General features: G+C 37.4%; 17 protein-coding genes and 1 tRNA gene. 10 read left to right on the forward strand and 8 right to left on the reverse strand.

What is annotated here, in order from left to right:
• Positions 1 to 110 precede the first annotated feature (110 nt).
• The gene (locus tag RYK20_RS09125) at positions 111 to 827 is read right to left on the reverse strand and encodes a nitroreductase family protein (protein WP_314895199.1); all 717 of its coding nucleotides are present in this window, start codon (positions 825 to 827) and stop codon (positions 111 to 113) included.
• 445 nt (positions 828 to 1272) lie between these two features.
• On the opposite strand from RYK20_RS09125, the gene clpB reads away from it, so the two are divergent.
• Complete coding sequence (clpB, locus tag RYK20_RS09130) at positions 1273 to 3855, forward strand: ATP-dependent chaperone ClpB (protein WP_311457261.1); 2583 nt, start codon at positions 1273 to 1275, stop codon at positions 3853 to 3855.
• A 99-nt stretch (positions 3856 to 3954) separates the two neighbouring features.
• On the opposite strand, the gene RYK20_RS09135 is transcribed toward clpB, so the two are convergent.
• The 4 genes from RYK20_RS09135 to RYK20_RS09150 all read right to left on the reverse strand — a co-directional run bounded on the left by RYK20_RS09135 (position 3955) and on the right by RYK20_RS09150 (position 5069).
• Positions 3955 to 4028, reverse strand: a tRNA-Ile gene (locus tag RYK20_RS09135).
• A 101-nt stretch (positions 4029 to 4129) separates the two neighbouring features.
• Positions 4130 to 4369 (reverse strand): DUF6327 family protein, encoded by a 240-nt coding sequence (locus RYK20_RS09140; RefSeq protein WP_314895200.1) that lies wholly within the window; start codon positions 4367 to 4369, stop codon positions 4130 to 4132.
• A gap of 6 nt (positions 4370 to 4375) precedes the next feature.
• Positions 4376 to 4726, reverse strand: coding sequence for a phage holin family protein (locus RYK20_RS09145; RefSeq protein WP_297978015.1), 351 nt, complete (start codon positions 4724 to 4726; stop codon positions 4376 to 4378).
• A gap of 16 nt (positions 4727 to 4742) precedes the next feature.
• Positions 4743 to 5069: a YtxH domain-containing protein gene (locus tag RYK20_RS09150; protein WP_297978016.1), complete on the reverse strand. Its 327-nt coding sequence runs from the start codon at positions 5067 to 5069 to the stop codon at positions 4743 to 4745.
• A 258-nt stretch (positions 5070 to 5327) separates the two neighbouring features.
• Here RYK20_RS09150 and accD point away from each other — a divergent pair, with 258 nt between their 5' ends.
• Positions 5328 to 6182 carry an acetyl-CoA carboxylase, carboxyltransferase subunit beta gene (gene accD, locus RYK20_RS09155; RefSeq protein ID WP_314895201.1) on the forward strand — a complete coding sequence of 285 codons (855 nt, stop codon included), beginning with the start codon at positions 5328 to 5330 and terminating at the stop codon, positions 6180 to 6182.
• A gap of 48 nt (positions 6183 to 6230) precedes the next feature.
• Here the strand turns inward: accD and dtd are convergent, their stop codons facing one another.
• The 3 genes from dtd to epsC form a co-directional block, all read right to left on the reverse strand.
• The gene (dtd, locus tag RYK20_RS09160) at positions 6231 to 6686 is read right to left on the reverse strand and encodes a D-aminoacyl-tRNA deacylase (protein ID WP_297981170.1); all 456 of its coding nucleotides are present in this window, start codon (positions 6684 to 6686) and stop codon (positions 6231 to 6233) included.
• A gap of 102 nt (positions 6687 to 6788) precedes the next feature.
• Positions 6789 to 7718 carry a cysteine synthase A gene (gene cysK, locus RYK20_RS09165; protein ID WP_311457263.1) on the reverse strand — a complete coding sequence of 310 codons (930 nt, stop codon included), beginning with the start codon at positions 7716 to 7718 and terminating at the stop codon, positions 6789 to 6791.
• Between the two features lie 33 nt (positions 7719 to 7751).
• Positions 7752 to 8579 (reverse strand): serine O-acetyltransferase EpsC, encoded by an 828-nt coding sequence (gene epsC, locus RYK20_RS09170; protein ID WP_297981165.1) that lies wholly within the window; start codon positions 8577 to 8579, stop codon positions 7752 to 7754.
• A gap of 274 nt (positions 8580 to 8853) precedes the next feature.
• Between epsC and RYK20_RS09175 the strand changes: the two genes are divergently transcribed.
• From RYK20_RS09175 to RYK20_RS09210, 8 genes are all read left to right on the forward strand, one after another.
• The gene (locus RYK20_RS09175) at positions 8854 to 8976 is read left to right on the forward strand and encodes a FeoB-associated Cys-rich membrane protein (protein WP_297978964.1); all 123 of its coding nucleotides are present in this window, start codon (positions 8854 to 8856) and stop codon (positions 8974 to 8976) included.
• Positions 8977 to 9046: 70 nt separating this feature from the next.
• A complete protein-coding gene (locus RYK20_RS09180) occupies positions 9047 to 9760 on the forward strand; it encodes a pyridoxine 5'-phosphate synthase (protein ID WP_314895202.1) in 714 nt (237 codons plus the stop codon).
• 6 nt (positions 9761 to 9766) lie between these two features.
• Positions 9767 to 10540 carry an alpha/beta fold hydrolase gene (locus RYK20_RS09185; RefSeq protein WP_314895203.1) on the forward strand — a complete coding sequence of 258 codons (774 nt, stop codon included), beginning with the start codon at positions 9767 to 9769 and terminating at the stop codon, positions 10538 to 10540.
• Positions 10537 to 10878: a phage holin family protein gene (locus tag RYK20_RS09190; RefSeq protein ID WP_297978958.1), complete on the forward strand. Its 342-nt coding sequence runs from the start codon at positions 10537 to 10539 to the stop codon at positions 10876 to 10878. Before RYK20_RS09185 ends, RYK20_RS09190 begins: the two co-directional genes overlap by 4 nt.
• A 10-nt stretch (positions 10879 to 10888) precedes the next feature.
• Positions 10889 to 11599 (forward strand): DUF6089 family protein, encoded by a 711-nt coding sequence (locus RYK20_RS09195; RefSeq protein WP_314604049.1) that lies wholly within the window; start codon positions 10889 to 10891, stop codon positions 11597 to 11599.
• Between the two features lie 140 nt (positions 11600 to 11739).
• Positions 11740 to 12468: an isoprenyl transferase gene (locus tag RYK20_RS09200; protein ID WP_314604048.1), complete on the forward strand. Its 729-nt coding sequence runs from the start codon at positions 11740 to 11742 to the stop codon at positions 12466 to 12468.
• 1 nt (position 12469) lies between these two features.
• Positions 12470 to 15061: an outer membrane protein assembly factor BamA gene (bamA, locus tag RYK20_RS09205; RefSeq protein ID WP_297978952.1), complete on the forward strand. Its 2592-nt coding sequence runs from the start codon at positions 12470 to 12472 to the stop codon at positions 15059 to 15061.
• 114 nt (positions 15062 to 15175) lie between these two features.
• Positions 15176 to 17003 (forward strand): DNA gyrase/topoisomerase IV subunit A (locus RYK20_RS09210; protein ID WP_314895204.1); only part of this gene is annotated, 1828 nt, incomplete at its 3' end.

Below are 17003 nucleotides of genomic sequence, written 5' to 3' on the forward strand. Positions count from 1 at the left end.
AGATGATTCCTTTCATAGCACTTATATTTTGCTTTTACACTATTTCTCCCATTTCCTACAATACTAGTAATTTTATATATTTTCATTTGTTTATGACTTCATTTCAATGGCTAATTACGCTTATACACTTCCTCAAATGGTAATCTAAACCTCTCACCCCAGATACCACGCTCTTCACGAATTCCACAAGTGACAACCATACTCACTTCAGCCCCGTAAGGTAGGTGTAGCAGTTTCTTAATACGATGGCTATCATACCCTCCTAACGGACAAGTATCATACCCTTCCTCTGCCATTGCTAGCATAAAGGTTTGCGCTACAAGCCCGCAGCTTTTATGTACTTCCACACGTATATCACCTTCAGAGAGTTCTCGCACCATAGGGCGAAACCAACCGATTACCCCAGAGAGTTTGCGGAAAGCACCTAACAAGCCAAAAAAACGACTGTACACAAAGGGAATTAGTTTGTTGTAATCCATCTCTTTATCTTTAATACGCTTAGCTTGCCTTTCAGGCGGACTATTGCGTTGTATATTACCGCGCTCAAATTCTAAAATCATCTTAGCGTGCTGGCGGTGTTTGTCCTGTCGAGTTACGAAAACCACCATCTGTTGAGCCGTCGTTGCTGTAAGTTGCCCCAAGCAGGCTTTTGCTAATTTTTCTAACAAAGCCTTATCAGTAATATGGTACAACTCATACAGTTGCATATTGAAACCACTAGGTGCTAGTGTAGCGAGCTTAAGGCATTCACGCACCTTTTCCTCACTGATAGGCGTAGGCGCATAATAGCGTACTGCCCTGCGAAAGTTTAAAATATCTTTTAACATAGCGTTTATATTTTGTTATTAATAAATAGACCGATATACTTAATCATTTTTAAAAGAAATGCAATGCCGAGAGGGTAAGTACTACTCTATAAAATAGTCTACCATATAATTCTCACTTTTAACTAACTTAAGCAGAGTGAATACTGGTCGACATATTTTTAGTAGTTCCTCTTCAGGTTGATTAATGTGAAAGCAAAGATACAATTTTTTGATTAAAGAAAAAATTTTTAAATAATATTGAAATCTGAAACTGATAATATGTCTATTACTGAATGTGTAAGCTGACATTTTTGCATATTTCAACAAATTGAAAATCAAATCTAATTATATTTTTAGATTAAAAATATTTCGTAAAACTGACAATTTGTCATATATTTGGCTTTTGGAATACTTCTTGTACATAAGTAAGCAAAATATAATTATTAACCCTTAAAACTGAAAGAAAATGAATTTTAATAACTATACCATTAAGTCCCAAGAGGCAATCCAGAGAGCGCAACAGCTTGCGCAAGGTCTTGGGCAACAAGATATCCAAGTGGAGCATATCTTCAAAGGAATCCAAGAGGTAGATAACAATGTATTACCTTTTATCCTTAAAAAGTTGCAGGTGAATACCACAACTCTCAATCAAACCATAGAGAAGGCTTTGGCTTCCTATCCTAAAGTACAAGGCGGACAGATGTCTCTTTCTCGTACAGCTGGAGAGGTATTGATGGAGGCTAGTAATATTGCTAAGAAAATGAATGATGAATATGTTTCTATAGAACATTTACTCTTAGCAATTTTTAAAATTAAAAACCAAGTAGGTCAAACCTTAAAAGAACAAGGAGTTACTGAAAAACAATTTGAACAGGTAATTGCAGAACTTCGTAAGGGCGAACGTGTTACCTCGGCTTCGGCAGAAGAAACGTATAATTCTCTTAATAAGTACGCTAAAAACCTTACTCAGTTGGCACATAGTGGTAAGCTTGACCCAGTCATCGGGCGAGATGATGAAATTCGCCGTGTGCTTCAAATTCTTTCCCGTCGTACCAAAAATAATCCTATGCTCGTAGGAGAACCAGGGGTAGGGAAGACGGCTATTGCCGAAGGATTGGCACACCGTATCGTTAATGGAGATGTGCCTGAAAATCTTAAGGATAAGACCATTTATTCCTTGGATATGGGGGCTCTTATCGCTGGAGCGAAGTACAAAGGGGAGTTCGAGGAACGACTCAAATCAGTAGTGAAAGAGGTTACTTCTTCTGACGGAAGTATTATCCTTTTCATCGACGAAATCCATACTCTTGTAGGAGCAGGCGGAGGCGAAGGAGCGATGGATGCTGCTAATATTCTCAAGCCAGCCTTGGCACGTGGGGAACTTCGAGCTATTGGAGCCACTACCTTGGACGAATATCAGAAATATTTTGAAAAAGATAAAGCCCTTGAGCGTCGTTTTCAAAAAGTAATGGTGGAAGAGCCTGATACTGAGAGTGCTATTTCTATTCTTCGTGGTATCAAAGAAAAATATGAAGCCCATCACAAGGTACGTATTAAAGACGAGGCTATCATTGCTGCTGTGGAGCTTTCTGAGCGTTATATTTCCAATCGTTATTTGCCAGACAAGGCAATTGACCTGATGGACGAGGCAGCCGCTAAGCTTCGTATGGAAATCAATTCCAAACCTGAAGAATTGGATGTGCTCGACCGTAGAATAATGCAGTTGGAAATTGAAATAGAAGCCATTAAGCGAGAGAATGACGAAGAAAAACTTCGCTTGCTCAATGCCGATTTAGCTAATATTAAGGAAGAACGAAATGAGCTTTTCACCAAGTGGCAAGGAGAAAAATCTTTGGTAGATGAGATACAAGCTACTAAAAATAATATAGAACAATACAAACTTGATGCCGAACGTGCCGAACGAGAAGGAAACTATGGAAAAGTAGCTGAAATCCGTTATGGAAAGATAAAACAAGAAGAAGAAAAGCTTGAAAACCTCCAAAAAGAGGTAGAAGGGCACGAAATGACAATGATTAAAGAGGAGGTTACCCGTGAGGATATTGCAGAAGTAATTGCCAAATGGACAGGAGTGCCTGTTACCAAACTAATGCAAGGCGAACGAGAAAAACTCCTTCATCTGGAAGAAGAACTTCACAAGCGTGTAGTAGGGCAGGAGGAAGCTATTTCAGCCGTTTCTGATGCGATTCGTCGTAGTCGTGCAGGCTTACAAGACCCTAAAAAACCGATTGGTTCTTTCCTTTTCTTGGGAACTACTGGGGTCGGAAAAACAGAGCTAGCTAAGGCACTTGCGGAATATCTCTTCGATGATGAGAATGCGATGACTCGTATTGATATGAGTGAATATCAGGAAAAACACGCTGTGAGCCGTTTGGTGGGAGCGCCTCCTGGGTATGTAGGTTATGATGAAGGCGGTCAGCTTACCGAGGCAGTACGCCGACGCCCATACTCTGTAGTGTTATTAGACGAAATAGAGAAAGCACATCCTGATACTTTTAATATTCTCTTGCAAGTATTGGATGAAGGAAGGCTTACTGATAACAAGGGACGGACAGCCAATTTCAAGAATACAATTATCATTATGACCTCCAATATGGGAAGTCAGCTCATTCAGGATAGTTTTGAGCAATATAAGGACATAGAGGAGGCTACTGAGAGAGCTAAAGAGGAAGTGCTACAGCTCCTTAAGCAGACAGTACGCCCTGAGTTTATCAATCGTATAGATGACATCGTGATGTTTACACCTCTTACCGAGGCGAATATCAAGCAGATAGTACGCTTACAGCTCAATAGTATTATCAAGCTGGTGGCTCGTGAAAATATTATCTTAGAGGCTACCGATGAGGCTATAAACTACCTAGCTGAGCGGGGGTATGACCCACAATTCGGAGCTCGTCCAGTGAAGCGTGTTCTCCAGAAAGAAGTAATGAATGCTCTTTCTAAGGAAATTCTAAAAGGAGAGATCAAAGCGGGTAACCTTGTGCTGATAGATTCTTTTGATAATGGATTGGTGTTCAGAAATAAGGAGTAAAAAGATGAAATATAGGAAGAGGCTCTTTCTTAGAAAGAGCCTTTAAATTCTATATAATAGAAAAAGCACCTACATTGCTGTAAGTGCTTTAAGCGAAAGTGGTCCAGCTTGGGCTCGAACCAAGGACCCCCTGATTATGAGTCAGGTGCTCTAACCAGCTGAGCTACAAGACCTCGCTTTTTCAGGGTGCAAAAGTACAACCTTTTTCTTAAATATCAAAATTTTGAGACTAACTTTTTTTGAAAAATACGATAAAGTGCTGAGAGAAACAGACTTATCTACTCAAAAATCTCCGTAATAGGAAGTCTACAGCTAGGGAAAAAAGTCCCTTTTGCTTGCTTATGATAGATTCTTTTAGCTGTGTTACAGACTCAGAGAATAGCCTGCCAATAGAGAAATTACGTACCATTGACTGATAGTCACTTTTAAGGCACATAAGGTCAATATCCTTCTTGAGCTTTAAAGCTCTTAAGTCATTCTCTATCTCTTCCAATGAAGTATATTTCCTTTCCATAAGCAATTAATCTTTAAAGTATATTTCAGATAATTTTCCTAATATAGGCTTGTATATAAGGGACTTACGTGATTTGTAGATAATCACTAAGCCTAGTAAGAATAGAAGCCCCATAATAAGGAATCCTAAGGCGTTACTATCTAACCATTCCCCTATGGCAAAAGCAGCGGCCAAAGCCAAAAAGAAAGCAATAATCAAGATGAAAAGTCCTCCAACAAAGAGGCTTACAATTCCCATAGCAGATTTGGCTATAATACGGAATGAATATAGCTTATAGTATTCTATATGAGAATTAACAGTAGCTTCCAATTCATTAGGAAGGCTCTGTGCAGATGCTTTCAATTCGCTGAGTGCCATTTTATGAAGGATTTAGTTATTTTTGAAATTTAGCATTAGCCTTTTTAAGGTCTTCTAATTTTCTTTCTAAAGCATTGATAAGTTCTTCTGCCTTATAGCTGGATTTAGAAAGAAGTTTTTCTACGTTTTCTTCTAGAGTTCCTTTTAACTTGATTTTTTTCTCTTTCAGATTTTCATTCAAGTCTACAAGTTTGTCTCTTAAGTTATCAGAAACTCCCTCTAGAGACTTTCTAATACGTTTGCGAGTCTTTTTTCCTTCATCAGGAGCAAAAAGAATTCCTATTCCTACACCGATAGCAGCTCCTACAACTAAAGCTGCTAATGCATTTCCTGTTTTTGACATATTGACGTTTTTTTATAGGCAAAAATACATTTTTATTTCTAAATAGAATCATTTTATATGTTATTTTTTTTCTAAAAATATTTTTTCTATTTTAATTTATTGATTTCTAATTAATTATATCGTTTCGATAGAAAAACTTATGAACATTAACAAAAAAGCTCTCTTCTATGTAGGAAAAAAATAGTAACTTTGCCTCTCTAATGGGTAAGAGAGTGAGGTTTCTAGGAAATTTTGCTCCTTATTACTTAATAAAAAAATATGTCTTGGTTCAAACGTAAAACAAAAGGAATACAAACAGCCACTGAGGAGAAGAAGGATATCCCACAGGGCTTATGGTATAAGTCTCCTACAGGTAAAATCATTGAGACAGAAGAGCTAGCAAGCAATTTCTATGTAAGCCCAGAGGATGGCTACCATGTACGTATAGGGAGTAAGGAATATTTTGAGATTCTTTTTGATGATAAGTATAGTGAGCTTGATAAAACAATGAGAGCTAAGGATCCGCTAGACTTTGTGGATACTAAGAATTATAAGGATCGTCTTAAAGAAGCACAAAAGAAGACAAACTTATATGATGCTGTACGCTGTGCTGTAGGAGAGTCCAAAGGAAGAGAGATCGTAGTTGCCTGTATGGATTTTGATTTTATAGGAGGCTCTATGGGAAGTGTAGTAGGAGAGAAGATAGCTCGGGCTATTGACTATGCCATCAAGAATAAGTTGCCTTTTATGATGATTTCTAAATCAGGAGGAGCGCGAATGATGGAAGCTGCTTTCTCCTTAATGCAAATGGCGAAAACTTCTGCTAAATTAGCTCAATTAGATGATGCAGGATTACCCTATATATCTCTTTGTACAGACCCTACCACAGGAGGAGTAACGGCTTCTTTTGCGATGTTAGGCGATATTAATATCGCAGAGCCTGGAGCTTTGATTGGTTTTGCAGGTCCTCGAGTGGTAAAAGATACCACTGGAAAGGAACTCCCTGAAGGGTTCCAAACAGCTGAGTTTGTTCAGGAACATGGCTTTCTTGACTTTATTGTGAATCGTAAGGAACTTAAGGATAAGGTGAATCTGTACATTGACCTTGTTATGAATATTCCTGTTCGAGCATAGTTCTGAAAATCAGAAACCTAATAATTATATGAATGCGTGACTCTACCCTCAGAAATCACGCATTCTACTATCTATAAGGATAGTAACAGGTCCATCATTGCAGAGAGCTACTTGCATATCTGCCCCAAAAACTCCTGTGGCAATTTCTCTCTGGGCTACCTCTTTAAGAGTTACGAGAAATTGTTCGTACAGAGGGATGGCTATTTCAGCTCTTGCCGCACGGATATAGGATGGTCGGTTTCCTTTCTTGGTACTCGCCTGTAATGTGAATTGGCTTACTACGAGCAATGAACCTCCAACCTCTTGTACGGAAAGATTCATAACTCCTTGAGAATCATTAAATAAGCGAATTTGAGTGATTTTTTTGCATAAATAATCAATATCTTCTTGATTATCAGTCTCTTCTATTCCTAGAAAGACAAGTAATCCGTGAGTTATTTCTGAATAGCGGATTCCTCCTATTGAAACGCTTGCTTCTGTTACACGTTGGATAAGTACTCTCATAGTTTCTTGATAAATATATTGTAAAAAAGATAAAAACCGCTTTAAAAGAGATTCAAAAGCGGTTTTTAATAAATAAAATATACATTTTTTTGGAAAAATAATCTATTCTACGAAAGGATTTTCTTCAAATAAGTCTGCAACAGACCAATAACGATCTCCAGAATCGTAATTCACAGTGAGAACTACTTCATTTTCTTTGATTTCTGGGAGCTTTTTAGCAATAGCAGCCAATGAAGTACCGGTGGATATACCCGCAAGGATTCCTTCGGTTCTTACTAATCGCTTGGTATATTCATAAGCCTCATCTTTTTCAATTGTAATAATACCATCATAGATAGAGGTGTTAAGCGTTTTAGGGATAAATCCTGTTCCTATTCCTTGTAGTGGGTGAGGACCTGGTTTTCCACCACTAAGTACAGGAGAGCCAGCAGGTTCTATTCCTAATACCTTTGTATGAGGAAACTTTTCTTTGAGTACTTCTCCAATTCCTGAAAGGTGCCCTCCAGTTCCTATTCCAGAGATGAAATAATCTACACCATTAGGGAAGTCATTAAGGATTTCTTGAGCGGTAGTAAGGCGGTGAATTTCAGGATTAGCAGGGTTTTCGAACTGTTGGGGAATCCAAGAATTAGGAATAGAAGCTGCTAGTTCCTTGGCTTTTTCTACAGCTCCTCCAGTACCTTTTTCTTTAGGAGTAAGTACAAAAGAAGCTCCATAGGCAGAAACTAACTTTCTACGCTCTACACTCATTGATTCAGGCATAACTAACACCAATTTATATCCTTTTACAGCAGCTACCAAAGCAAGACCAACTCCAGTATTCCCAGAGGTAGGTTCAATGATGATGGTATCTTTGTTAATAATTCCTTCACGCTCAGCTTTTTCAATCATAGCTAATGCAATTCTGTCCTTGATGCTTCCACCAGGGTTGCTTTTTTCAAGCTTAATCCATACTTGATGGTTAGGGAATAATTTGGAAAGGCGGATAACAGGAGTATTCCCAATAGCTCCTAAAATATTATTGTGCTTCATAAAAAATAAATTATGTTAAATAAAAAAGGTTTTTTATATATGAAAAAAAATAGGTTCAGGGGATAGGTTCTTTTGCTTGGTAATCACTTCACTTTTATAGTACATTACTGTAAAAGGTTCTACACTTTCGGTAAGCCATACATTTCCTCCAATGGTGCTATCGTGACCTATATGTGTCTGTCCTCCTAAGATGGTGGCTCCTGAGTATATCACTACATTATCTCCTATTCTGGGGTGTCGTACAGCATTCATTTTATCTTTAGATACAGATAAGGCTCCTAAGGTAACCCCTTGATATATCTTCACATTATTTCCTATAACACAGGTTTCTCCAATAACAATTCCTGTCCCATGGTCTATACAGAAATTATTTCCTATTTTTGCGCCAGGGTGAATATCTATTCCTGTTTTACTATGAGCAAATTCGCTCCATACACGGGCTAATAGTTTCAGGTTCTGTATCCATAACTGGTGAGCAAACCTATGAACTACAATAGCATAGAATCCAGGGTAAGCCATATAGACTTCCTCCAAATTCTGAGCAGCAGGGTCATTATCCAGAATCGCTTGAGCATCACGTAGTAAGGTAAGGTATATATTTTCAATAGAATTGAAAAAACTAAGTGTCTCTTTTTGAGCAACTTCATTATCTTTCAGGTAATCATAAATAATACCTGAGAACTCCAATTCCTTAGCTTTAAGCCTTTGAGCAACTTCATATTCACATTCACAAGGAGTTGCATCTAAGTTGAATAACAAGCGATAGAGATCATCTATAAAAAGCTCAGCCTTTTTCTTAGGAAGGCTATTCTTGAGGCTTTCTTTTTGTGAAATAATAAGTTTAGTTAGCTTGTTTTTCATTATTATATATTGTATTGTAATTTATTTGTATAAAAAAATAATAATTATGAAAAGAAAAATAGTAAAAATTTCTTTTGCAAAGATACATATATTTTCCAAATAAAAAAATTTTAATTTGGTTTTTTTACAAAAAAATTTTTTATAAACTTCTTCTATTTCAGAATAGATTTGTATTTATTTGTAAATCAATAAGATATGTTTTGAGCTTATTTGTGAAAATTTATTTTTTATCTTCGAGAAAAAAAGAATATCTTTGCATTGAAAACAAGAACAGATGATACAGGATATTATTACCTATTTACTAGTTGGTATAGCTATCTTCTTTTTAGGGAAGAAATTTTTCTTTAAGAATAAGAAAAAATGCGGAGGAGGACCCGATTGTAATTGCGGAGGATAGTTATTTATCCTTAATAAAGGTTGTTACAAAATTAATTTTGTACCTTTGCACTTTCTAAAACCTAATACAGATGACAAAATTAAGTGTAAATATCAATAAAATAGCTACCTTACGTAATTCAAGAGGAGGGAATGTTCCTGACTTATTACAAGTGGCTACTGATATACAAGAATTTGGCGCAGAAGGAATCACGATTCATCCGCGCCCTGATGAACGGCATATTCGTTATCAAGATGCATTCGATCTTAAGAAGATTGTACATACAGAATATAATATAGAAGGAAATCCTATCCCTAAATTCATAGATCTGGTACTACAAATAAAACCTACACAGGTAACACTAGTTCCTGATGGAGAGGATGTGCTTACCTCCAATGCGGGTTGGGATACAGTGACTCATAAGGATTATCTTACGGAGATAATAGCAGAGTTTAAGCGTAATGGAATACGTACTTCTCTGTTTGTGGATCCCATCACCTCTATGATTGAGGCAGCTGCTAAAACAGGAACAGATAGAGTAGAGCTCTATACAGAGGCCTATGCCAAAGGATATGCTTTAGGAAATAAAGAGGCTATAATTCCCTATGTACAAGCTGCTAAAGTGGCACATCAGGTAGGATTGGGACTTAATGCAGGTCACGATTTAAGTCTGGAAAATCTGCGCTATTTCAAGGAAAATATTCCTACCCTTTTGGAAGTATCTATAGGACATGCTCTAATCAGTGAGGCTCTTTATTTAGGCTTACAGAATGTGGTGAGTATGTATTTGTATCGTCTTAAATAATAAAAAATGGAACTTATTAATTCTCAGATAGTAGGTGAGGGAACTCCCTTAATTATATTACACGGATTTCTAGGAATGGGGGATAACTGGCGTACACACTCTCTTCGTTTTGCAGAGGCAGGTTACCAAGTGCATGTGATAGATGCTCGTAATCACGGACATAGCTTTCATTCTTCGGAATTTTCCTATCAGCTAATGGTAGAGGACTTAATACACTATATGGATAGCCAGCAGATTTCTTCAGCTCCTATCATAGGACATTCTATGGGAGGGAAAACAGCGATGCTTTTAGCAGTAACTTATCCTGAGCGTGCTGAACGTATAGTTGTGGTGGATATGGCTCCTAAGTATTATCCGGTACATCATAAAGTGATACTGGACGCACTTTCTACTTTGGATTTTACTCAGATAAAAACTCGAGAACAAGCTGACCACCAGTTAGGTAAGTTCATTATAGAACCTTCTATAAGGCAGTTTCTGCTTAAGAACGTTTATAGAAAAACTTCTGATGAGCTAGGATTACGTATCAACTTGCCTGTTCTTAAAGATAGAGTAGCTGAAATAGGAACTGCTCTTCCTACAGGAACTATATATGAAGGAGAGGCTCTCTTTGTGATAGGAGGAAAATCCAACTATGTATTGCCGGAAGATATACCTCTTATCAAGCAACATTTTCCTAAGGCTAGTGAGGTAATCATTGCCGATGCAGGGCACTGGGTACAGGTGGAGAAACCTAAAGAATTTTTTGAAATTACATATCAATTTTTACAAAAAAGATGAAGCTCTTATTGAACTTAATCGTTACCAGCTTGCTTATCCTAGGGCTCAGCAGGGTATTGCCACATATAGAGGTTAAGGATTTTCCTTCAGCTTTGTTCTTTGCTATCGCTATCAGTGTTCTTAACCTGTTTGTAAGACCTATTTTGGTAGTTCTATCACTTCCTTTGACTGTTATTACTTTCGGTTTATTTTTGATTATTATTAATACATTGATAATTATCCTAGCTGATAAGTTGATTGATGGGATCACTATATATGGCTTCTGGTATGCAGTTCTTTTTAGTCTCTGTCTTTCAGCAGTACAATCACTATTACAAGGAGAGTCTAATAAGAGATAAAATAAGTTATATGCGAAATAAATTCTTCTATATAGTACTATTTTTATTTGCCTCTGTAATGAGAGGGCAATATAATGAAATAGGTATCTCATTCGGAGGGGCAAATCCTATTTCTGATATAGGAAGTACTTATTATGTGTATCCGACAAAGCCAGCTATAGGGTTTCTCTATAAGCGAAATTTACGGAAACAACTTTCTCTCAGGGCAGATATAAAGTGGTTTCACCTCTGGGATAATGATAGCCGCGCCACTACAGAAGCCCGTAGGGCTAGAGATTTCTCATTTGATAATAGAATGGTGGAGATGGGAGCTGGGGTAGAATATGATTTTCTTCATTTTGATACTCACGAACCTTTCAAGCTACTTTTTACGCCCTATATGCATACGGGTTTCTATTATTTCAAGATGGATAGGTTGTATTTTGATAATCTCACGCTCACAGGTCAGGAAGCTAAGCATCTTCGTTATCCTGAGCGGGCGGAATCTTGGGCGATACCTTTTACCTTAGGGGTAAAGACACGCTTATGGGGCTCCCGATTCCTAGTAGGAGCAGAAGTGAGCTTACGTTATACATTTACCAATAATCTGGAAGGGAGCAAATCTCCTAAGGGAGAATGGTTTGGGAATCTCAATACAAATGATTGGTATATGGTATCAGGATTTTATCTTACCTATACCTTTGGAGCTAAGAAATGTAACTGTTTTGAGTTTGCTAAATAAGGATTTTTAGGAAAATGATAAGTATCTAAAGAATAATCGCAAAAAAAGATTAAAACTTGTTATTTGTTAAAAAATATCTCTGTAAATTCAAGAAAAAATCATATCTTTGCCACTTGATAGTAATTTTGTAGGTAAATTCGATGAACTTAGAAAAAGAAAGGCTTCCCAAGCACTTGGCTATTATAATGGATGGCAATGGACGTTGGGCAAAGCAACAGGGAAAGCCTCGTGTTTTTGGGCACGAAAAGGGAGCAAAAACTGCACGAGAGGTTATTCAGCGGGTAGCAGAATTGGGAATTCCCTATCTGACACTCTATACTTTCTCAACAGAGAACTGGAATCGTCCTAAGCTCGAGATAGAAGCCCTGATGAGGCTTCTCTCAGGCTACCTTAAGAAAGAAGTAGCTGTAATGCAAGCTAATAACATACGCCTTAATACTTTAGGAGATATAAGTCAGTTTCCTAAAAGCCTACAAAAAGAACTGCAAAAAGCCAAAGAACAAACCCAGAATAATACAGGTACAGTCGTGAGCCTTGCCTTAGGTTATGGAAGCCAACAGGAGATCCTACAAATGACACAACAATTGGCTCAAAAAGTAAAAGAAGGAACTCTTTCTCCTGAGCAAATAACCTATACAACTATAGAACAACACCTCTATACCCAAGCAATTCCACCTGTCGATTTGCTTGTTCGTACCAGTGGAGAATATCGAATTAGTAATTTTTTACTCTGGCAGATAGCCTATGCAGAACTATATTTTACAGATGCTTTTTGGCCTGATTTTACTACAGAAGAATTACATAAAGCCTTATTAAATTATCAACAAAGAGAACGCAGATTTGGAAAAACCAGTGAACAACTTACTTAGTATGAGAACATTTGTATATACTCTTTTTGGGATATTTTTTCTCAATATTACTCACGCTCAAGAAGAGAACAGAGACCAAACCCTTAAGGATACACTATCTACACATACACAGGAACTTACTTCTCTTGAAAGAGGGAAGGAGTTCATTATAGGAGGGATAGAGGTCGCAGGAGCCAAGCATTATAATGCACAAACCATTATCGTGGCTTCAGGGCTTAAGGTAGGGGATAAAATTACTATTCCTAGTGAGAAATTCACTCGGATTATTCATAAGCTCTGGGATTACCAAGTGTTCAATGATATTGATATCTACATTACTAAAGTAGAAGGGAATAAGGTATTCTTGGAGTTTGCTATACAGGAAATGCCTGAATTAGTGGATGTTCAGGTAACAGGAATCCGTAAGAAAAAGGGTGAAGAACTGCTTAAAAAAGCAGAATTGGAACCTACTAAATTGAATGGAAAAAAACTCAATGAAAGCCTTATAGCTAAAACAAAATCCTATATTACAAATAAATACCGTAAGGAAGGTTATCTTAATACCAAAGTTCATATCAATACTCAAGAGGTTGATTCTTTAGGGACGAAGGTAAGGATGCTTATTCGTGTGGATAGAGGTAATAAGGTGAAAATTAACCATATTACTTTTGAAGGAAATGAAAAATTCGCAGATGCTAAGCTTCGTAGGCAACTGAAGAAAACAAAACAACGCTTCTTCGGGCGTTTCTGGAAACGTTCTAAATATGTGCAGGATAAGTATGATGAAGATCTTACTAAGCTAATTGATTTCTATAAAGAAAATGGTTATCGTGACGCTCGCATTACTAAAGATACCCTCTATGACGGAAAAGAGAATATAGACCTTAAAATATCCTTGGAAGAGGGAAAGAAATACTATTTCGGAGATATTAAGTTCTTAGGAAATACAGTCTATAATAATCAAGCTCTTTCGCATCTTTTAGGTCTTAAGAAAGGAGAAGTCTATAATGGGGTTCAGCTTCGTAATAGAATAAATGATCCTAAGAACCCAGATGCGAACAGTATCGCCAACCTTTACCAGAATACAGGTTACTTATTCTCTCAGATAAATCCTGTGGAGACTTCCGTGGTAAATGACACAATTAATTTCGAGATCCGTATCCACGAAGGAAAACCTGCTTATTTTAATAATGTATCAGTATCAGGAAATACAATTACTAATGATAAGGTAATCTATCGAGAGTTAAGAACACGTCCTGGTTATCTTTATTCTAAAGAAGATGTGATACGTACCATACGAGAACTTTCTCAATTGGGTATATTTGATGCTCAGAAGATAAATCCTCAGATAAAGAATCCAGACCCTAATTCAGGAACTGTGGATTTGGAATATGAGCTTGATGATACGAGTTCTTCTAGTCAAATTCAATTACAAGGAGGATACGGCGGAAGTGGTTTTATAGGAACCTTGGGGCTTAACTTTAATAACTTCTCTATTCAGAATATTTTTGATAAGAAATCCTATCGTCCTTTACCAATGGGTGATGCTCAGAAGCTAGCTCTGAACATTAGTGCAAGCCGTTCTTATCGTGTCTTTAGTTTTTCTTTTATGGAGCCTTGGATGGGAGGAGAGCGCCCTGTTCAGTTCTCAGCCTCATTTAATCATTCTGTAAGTTACGATTATAACTACTATACTTATGATGTGGATAGAAGCAAACGCTTTTACATAACAGGGGTTTCCTTGGGACTTGCTAAACGATTGAATGTTCCTGATGACTATTTCCAATTATCACAATATATAAGTTATAATTATTATGACTTGAAGAATTATAATACATATTTATTTACATTTGGAAATGGATATTCTAATGCATTCTCTTATACAATATCTTTAAGCAGACGCTCTAGTGGACCGAATCCTATTTATCCTTTAGGAGGGAGTGATTTTAATATTACAGCTAAGCTAACACCTCCTTATTCCTTATTTAATAATGTGGATTATAAGTCCTTGATGGATCAGCGTGCAGAAGCCGTTTCTAACCAGAATACAAATCGTATTGCCGAAATTGATCAACAAAGGTTCAAATGGTTGGAATTCTATAAGTTGCGTTTGTCAGGGGCTTGGTATCTGAATCTGGTAGATAAGTTAGTATTACGCCCTAATGCGGAATTTGGTTACTTAGGTTATTATAATAAGGATAGAGGAACTGTTCCTTTTGAACGTTTCTTTGTAGGAGGAGATGGAATGGCTACTTATGGTTCATTGGATGGTCGTGAATACGTACAGATGCGAGGTTATCCAAACCAATCGCTTTCCTCTCGTGATGGGGATGTAATCTATAATAAATTCTCTTTGGAATTGCGCTATCCTATTACACTAAAGCCTACAGCTTCTATCTATGGATTGGTGTTTACTGAAGGAGCTAATTCTTACTCAAGTTTCTCTCAGTATAATCCCTTTGATATTAAGCGTTCAGCAGGTTTCGGGATACGTATCTTTATGCCGATGTTTGGGCTCTTAGGGTTTGATTTTGGTTATGGATATGATGGTATCAATGGAAGAACCTCTCCACACGGTTGGGAAACCCACTTTATCTTTGGACAACAGTTTTAGGATAACATAGAAATTAATTCAAGCAACAGGTAATAGGTAACAATATTTTATCTATTACCTGTTATTCAAATATTTAAATACCAATTATTCATTAGTTTTATCTAAAAAAATATTATGGAAGAGAATAATCCCATAGAACAGCCTTTAACTCCTAATGAGAACGCTCAAGGAGACCCTCAGGAAACCATTACTCGTATCAGTGGAATGTATCAGAATTGGTTCTTGGACTATGCTTCTTATGTAATCCTTGAGCGAGCTGTTCCCGCCTTGGAAGATGGTTTTAAGCCTGTTCAACGCCGTATTATGCACTCTATGGACGAGCTGGAGGATGGTCGTTATAATAAGGTAGCCAATATCGTAGGAAATACGATGAAGTACCACCCTCACGGAGATGCTTCTATAGGAGACGCTATTATACAAATAGGACAGAAAAATCTCCTTATTGATACACAAGGAAGCTGGGGGAATATCCTCACAGGCGACGATGCAGCGGCTCCTCGTTATATTGAAGCACGCTTATCTCATTTTGCCTTGGAGGTTCTTTTCAGCCCCAAGGTTACCGAATGGCAAAAGAGTTATGATGGGCGCAATGATGAGCCTGTACACCTACCTGTGAAGTTTCCGTTACTCTTGGCTCAAGGAGCAGAAGGAATTGCGGTGGGGCTCTCTACCAAAATCCTTCCTCATAATTTTAATGAACTGATTGATGCTTCGGTGCTTTATCTTGAAGGAAAGCCCTTTGAGTTGTATCCAGATTTCCCTACAGCTGGGATTATGGATGTGGCTGGCTACAATGATGGAATGCGTGGCGGTCGTATCAAGGTACGTGCCCGTATCGCTCAAAAGGACAAATCAACCTTAGTGATTACGGAAATTCCATTTGGAACGACTACCTCATCTCTGATAGATTCTATTCTTAAAGCTAATGAAAAAGGTAAAATAAAGGTACTTAAAGTAGATGATAATACCGCCAAAGATGTTGAAATATTAGTACATCTACCCAAAGGAATTTCTCCTGATAAAACCATTGATGCTCTCTATGCTTTTACGGATTGTGAGACTTCTGTATCGCCTCTTTGTTGTGTAATTGAGGGGAGCAAACCTCTCTTTATTGGAGTAAGTGATATCCTAAAGAAAAGTACAGATAGAACTGTCGATATCCTTAAGCGTGAGTTGGAAGTACAACTGGACGACCTTCAGCAGAAGTGGCATAATGCCTCCTTGGAGAAAATATTTATCCGTGAGGAGATGTATATTAACTTCAAGGAATATAATGACAAAGAAGAACTTTTTGCGTATTTATATCGCTCTTTTGAACCTTTTAAGGAACAACTGTTGCGCCCTATCACCGATGAAGATTTGGATCGTCTTACCAAAATCCCGATGATTCGTATTACCAAATATGATACCTACAAAGCCGAAGAAAATCTCCTGAAAATAGAAGCTGATATAGAAGAGGTAAGAAACCACTTGGACAATTTGATTTCTTTCGCCATTGATTATTTCAGAAATCTGCAAAAGAAATATGGTAAGGGAAAAGATCGTAGAACAGAAATACGTCCATTTGATACTATTGAGGCTACTAAGGTAGTGGTACGTAACCTCAAGCTCTATGTAAATAAGGAAGAGGGATTCGTAGGGACTTCCCTTAAAAAAGACGAATATGTAGCTGATTGTAGTGATATAGATGATATTATTGTCTTTACCGCAGATGGAAAAATGATTATCACCAAGGTAACCGAAAAGAGCTATATTGGAAAGAATATTATTCACGTGGGCGTCTTCAAAAAGAATGATACGCGTACAGTATATAATTTGGTTTACCGCAATGGGAATGATAAAAATTCCTATATCAAGCGCTTTACCGTAACAGGAATCATCCGTGATAAGGAATATGACGTGGTAGAACCCCATAAGGATTCCCAAATCCTATACTTCTCAG

It is taken from the genome of uncultured Capnocytophaga sp., assembly GCF_963525585.1.
Lineage (GTDB): Bacteria > Bacteroidota > Bacteroidia > Flavobacteriales > Flavobacteriaceae > Capnocytophaga.

Bases quoted from the DNA above. Each gene is read 5' to 3' on its own strand.
- RYK20_RS09190 (WP_297978958.1), top strand. From the start codon at position 10,537: ATGAAGCTCTTATTGAACTTAATCGTTACCAGCTTGCTTATCCTAGGG.
- RYK20_RS09150 (WP_297978016.1), bottom strand. From the start codon at position 5,069: ATGTCAAAAACAGGAAATGCATTAGCAGCTTTAGTTGTAGGAGCTGCT.
- dtd (WP_297981170.1), bottom strand. From the start codon at position 6,686: ATGAGAGTACTTATCCAACGTGTAACAGAAGCAAGCGTTTCAATAGGA.
- bamA (WP_297978952.1), top strand. From the start codon at position 12,470: ATGAGAACATTTGTATATACTCTTTTTGGGATATTTTTTCTCAATATT.
- clpB (WP_311457261.1), top strand. From the start codon at position 1,273: ATGAATTTTAATAACTATACCATTAAGTCCCAAGAGGCAATCCAGAGA.
- epsC (WP_297981165.1), bottom strand. From the start codon at position 8,579: ATGAAAAACAAGCTAACTAAACTTATTATTTCACAAAAAGAAAGCCTC.
- RYK20_RS09180 (WP_314895202.1), top strand. From the start codon at position 9,047: ATGACAAAATTAAGTGTAAATATCAATAAAATAGCTACCTTACGTAAT.
- RYK20_RS09125 (WP_314895199.1), bottom strand. From the start codon at position 827: ATGTTAAAAGATATTTTAAACTTTCGCAGGGCAGTACGCTATTATGCG.
- RYK20_RS09200 (WP_314604048.1), top strand. From the start codon at position 11,740: ATGAACTTAGAAAAAGAAAGGCTTCCCAAGCACTTGGCTATTATAATG.
- RYK20_RS09195 (WP_314604049.1), top strand. From the start codon at position 10,889: ATGCGAAATAAATTCTTCTATATAGTACTATTTTTATTTGCCTCTGTA.
- RYK20_RS09145 (WP_297978015.1), bottom strand. From the start codon at position 4,726: ATGGCACTCAGCGAATTGAAAGCATCTGCACAGAGCCTTCCTAATGAA.
- RYK20_RS09140 (WP_314895200.1), bottom strand. From the start codon at position 4,369: ATGGAAAGGAAATATACTTCATTGGAAGAGATAGAGAATGACTTAAGA.
- RYK20_RS09185 (WP_314895203.1), top strand. From the start codon at position 9,767: ATGGAACTTATTAATTCTCAGATAGTAGGTGAGGGAACTCCCTTAATT.
- RYK20_RS09175 (WP_297978964.1), top strand. From the start codon at position 8,854: ATGATACAGGATATTATTACCTATTTACTAGTTGGTATAGCTATCTTC.
- cysK (WP_311457263.1), bottom strand. From the start codon at position 7,718: ATGAAGCACAATAATATTTTAGGAGCTATTGGGAATACTCCTGTTATC.
- accD (WP_314895201.1), top strand. From the start codon at position 5,328: ATGTCTTGGTTCAAACGTAAAACAAAAGGAATACAAACAGCCACTGAG.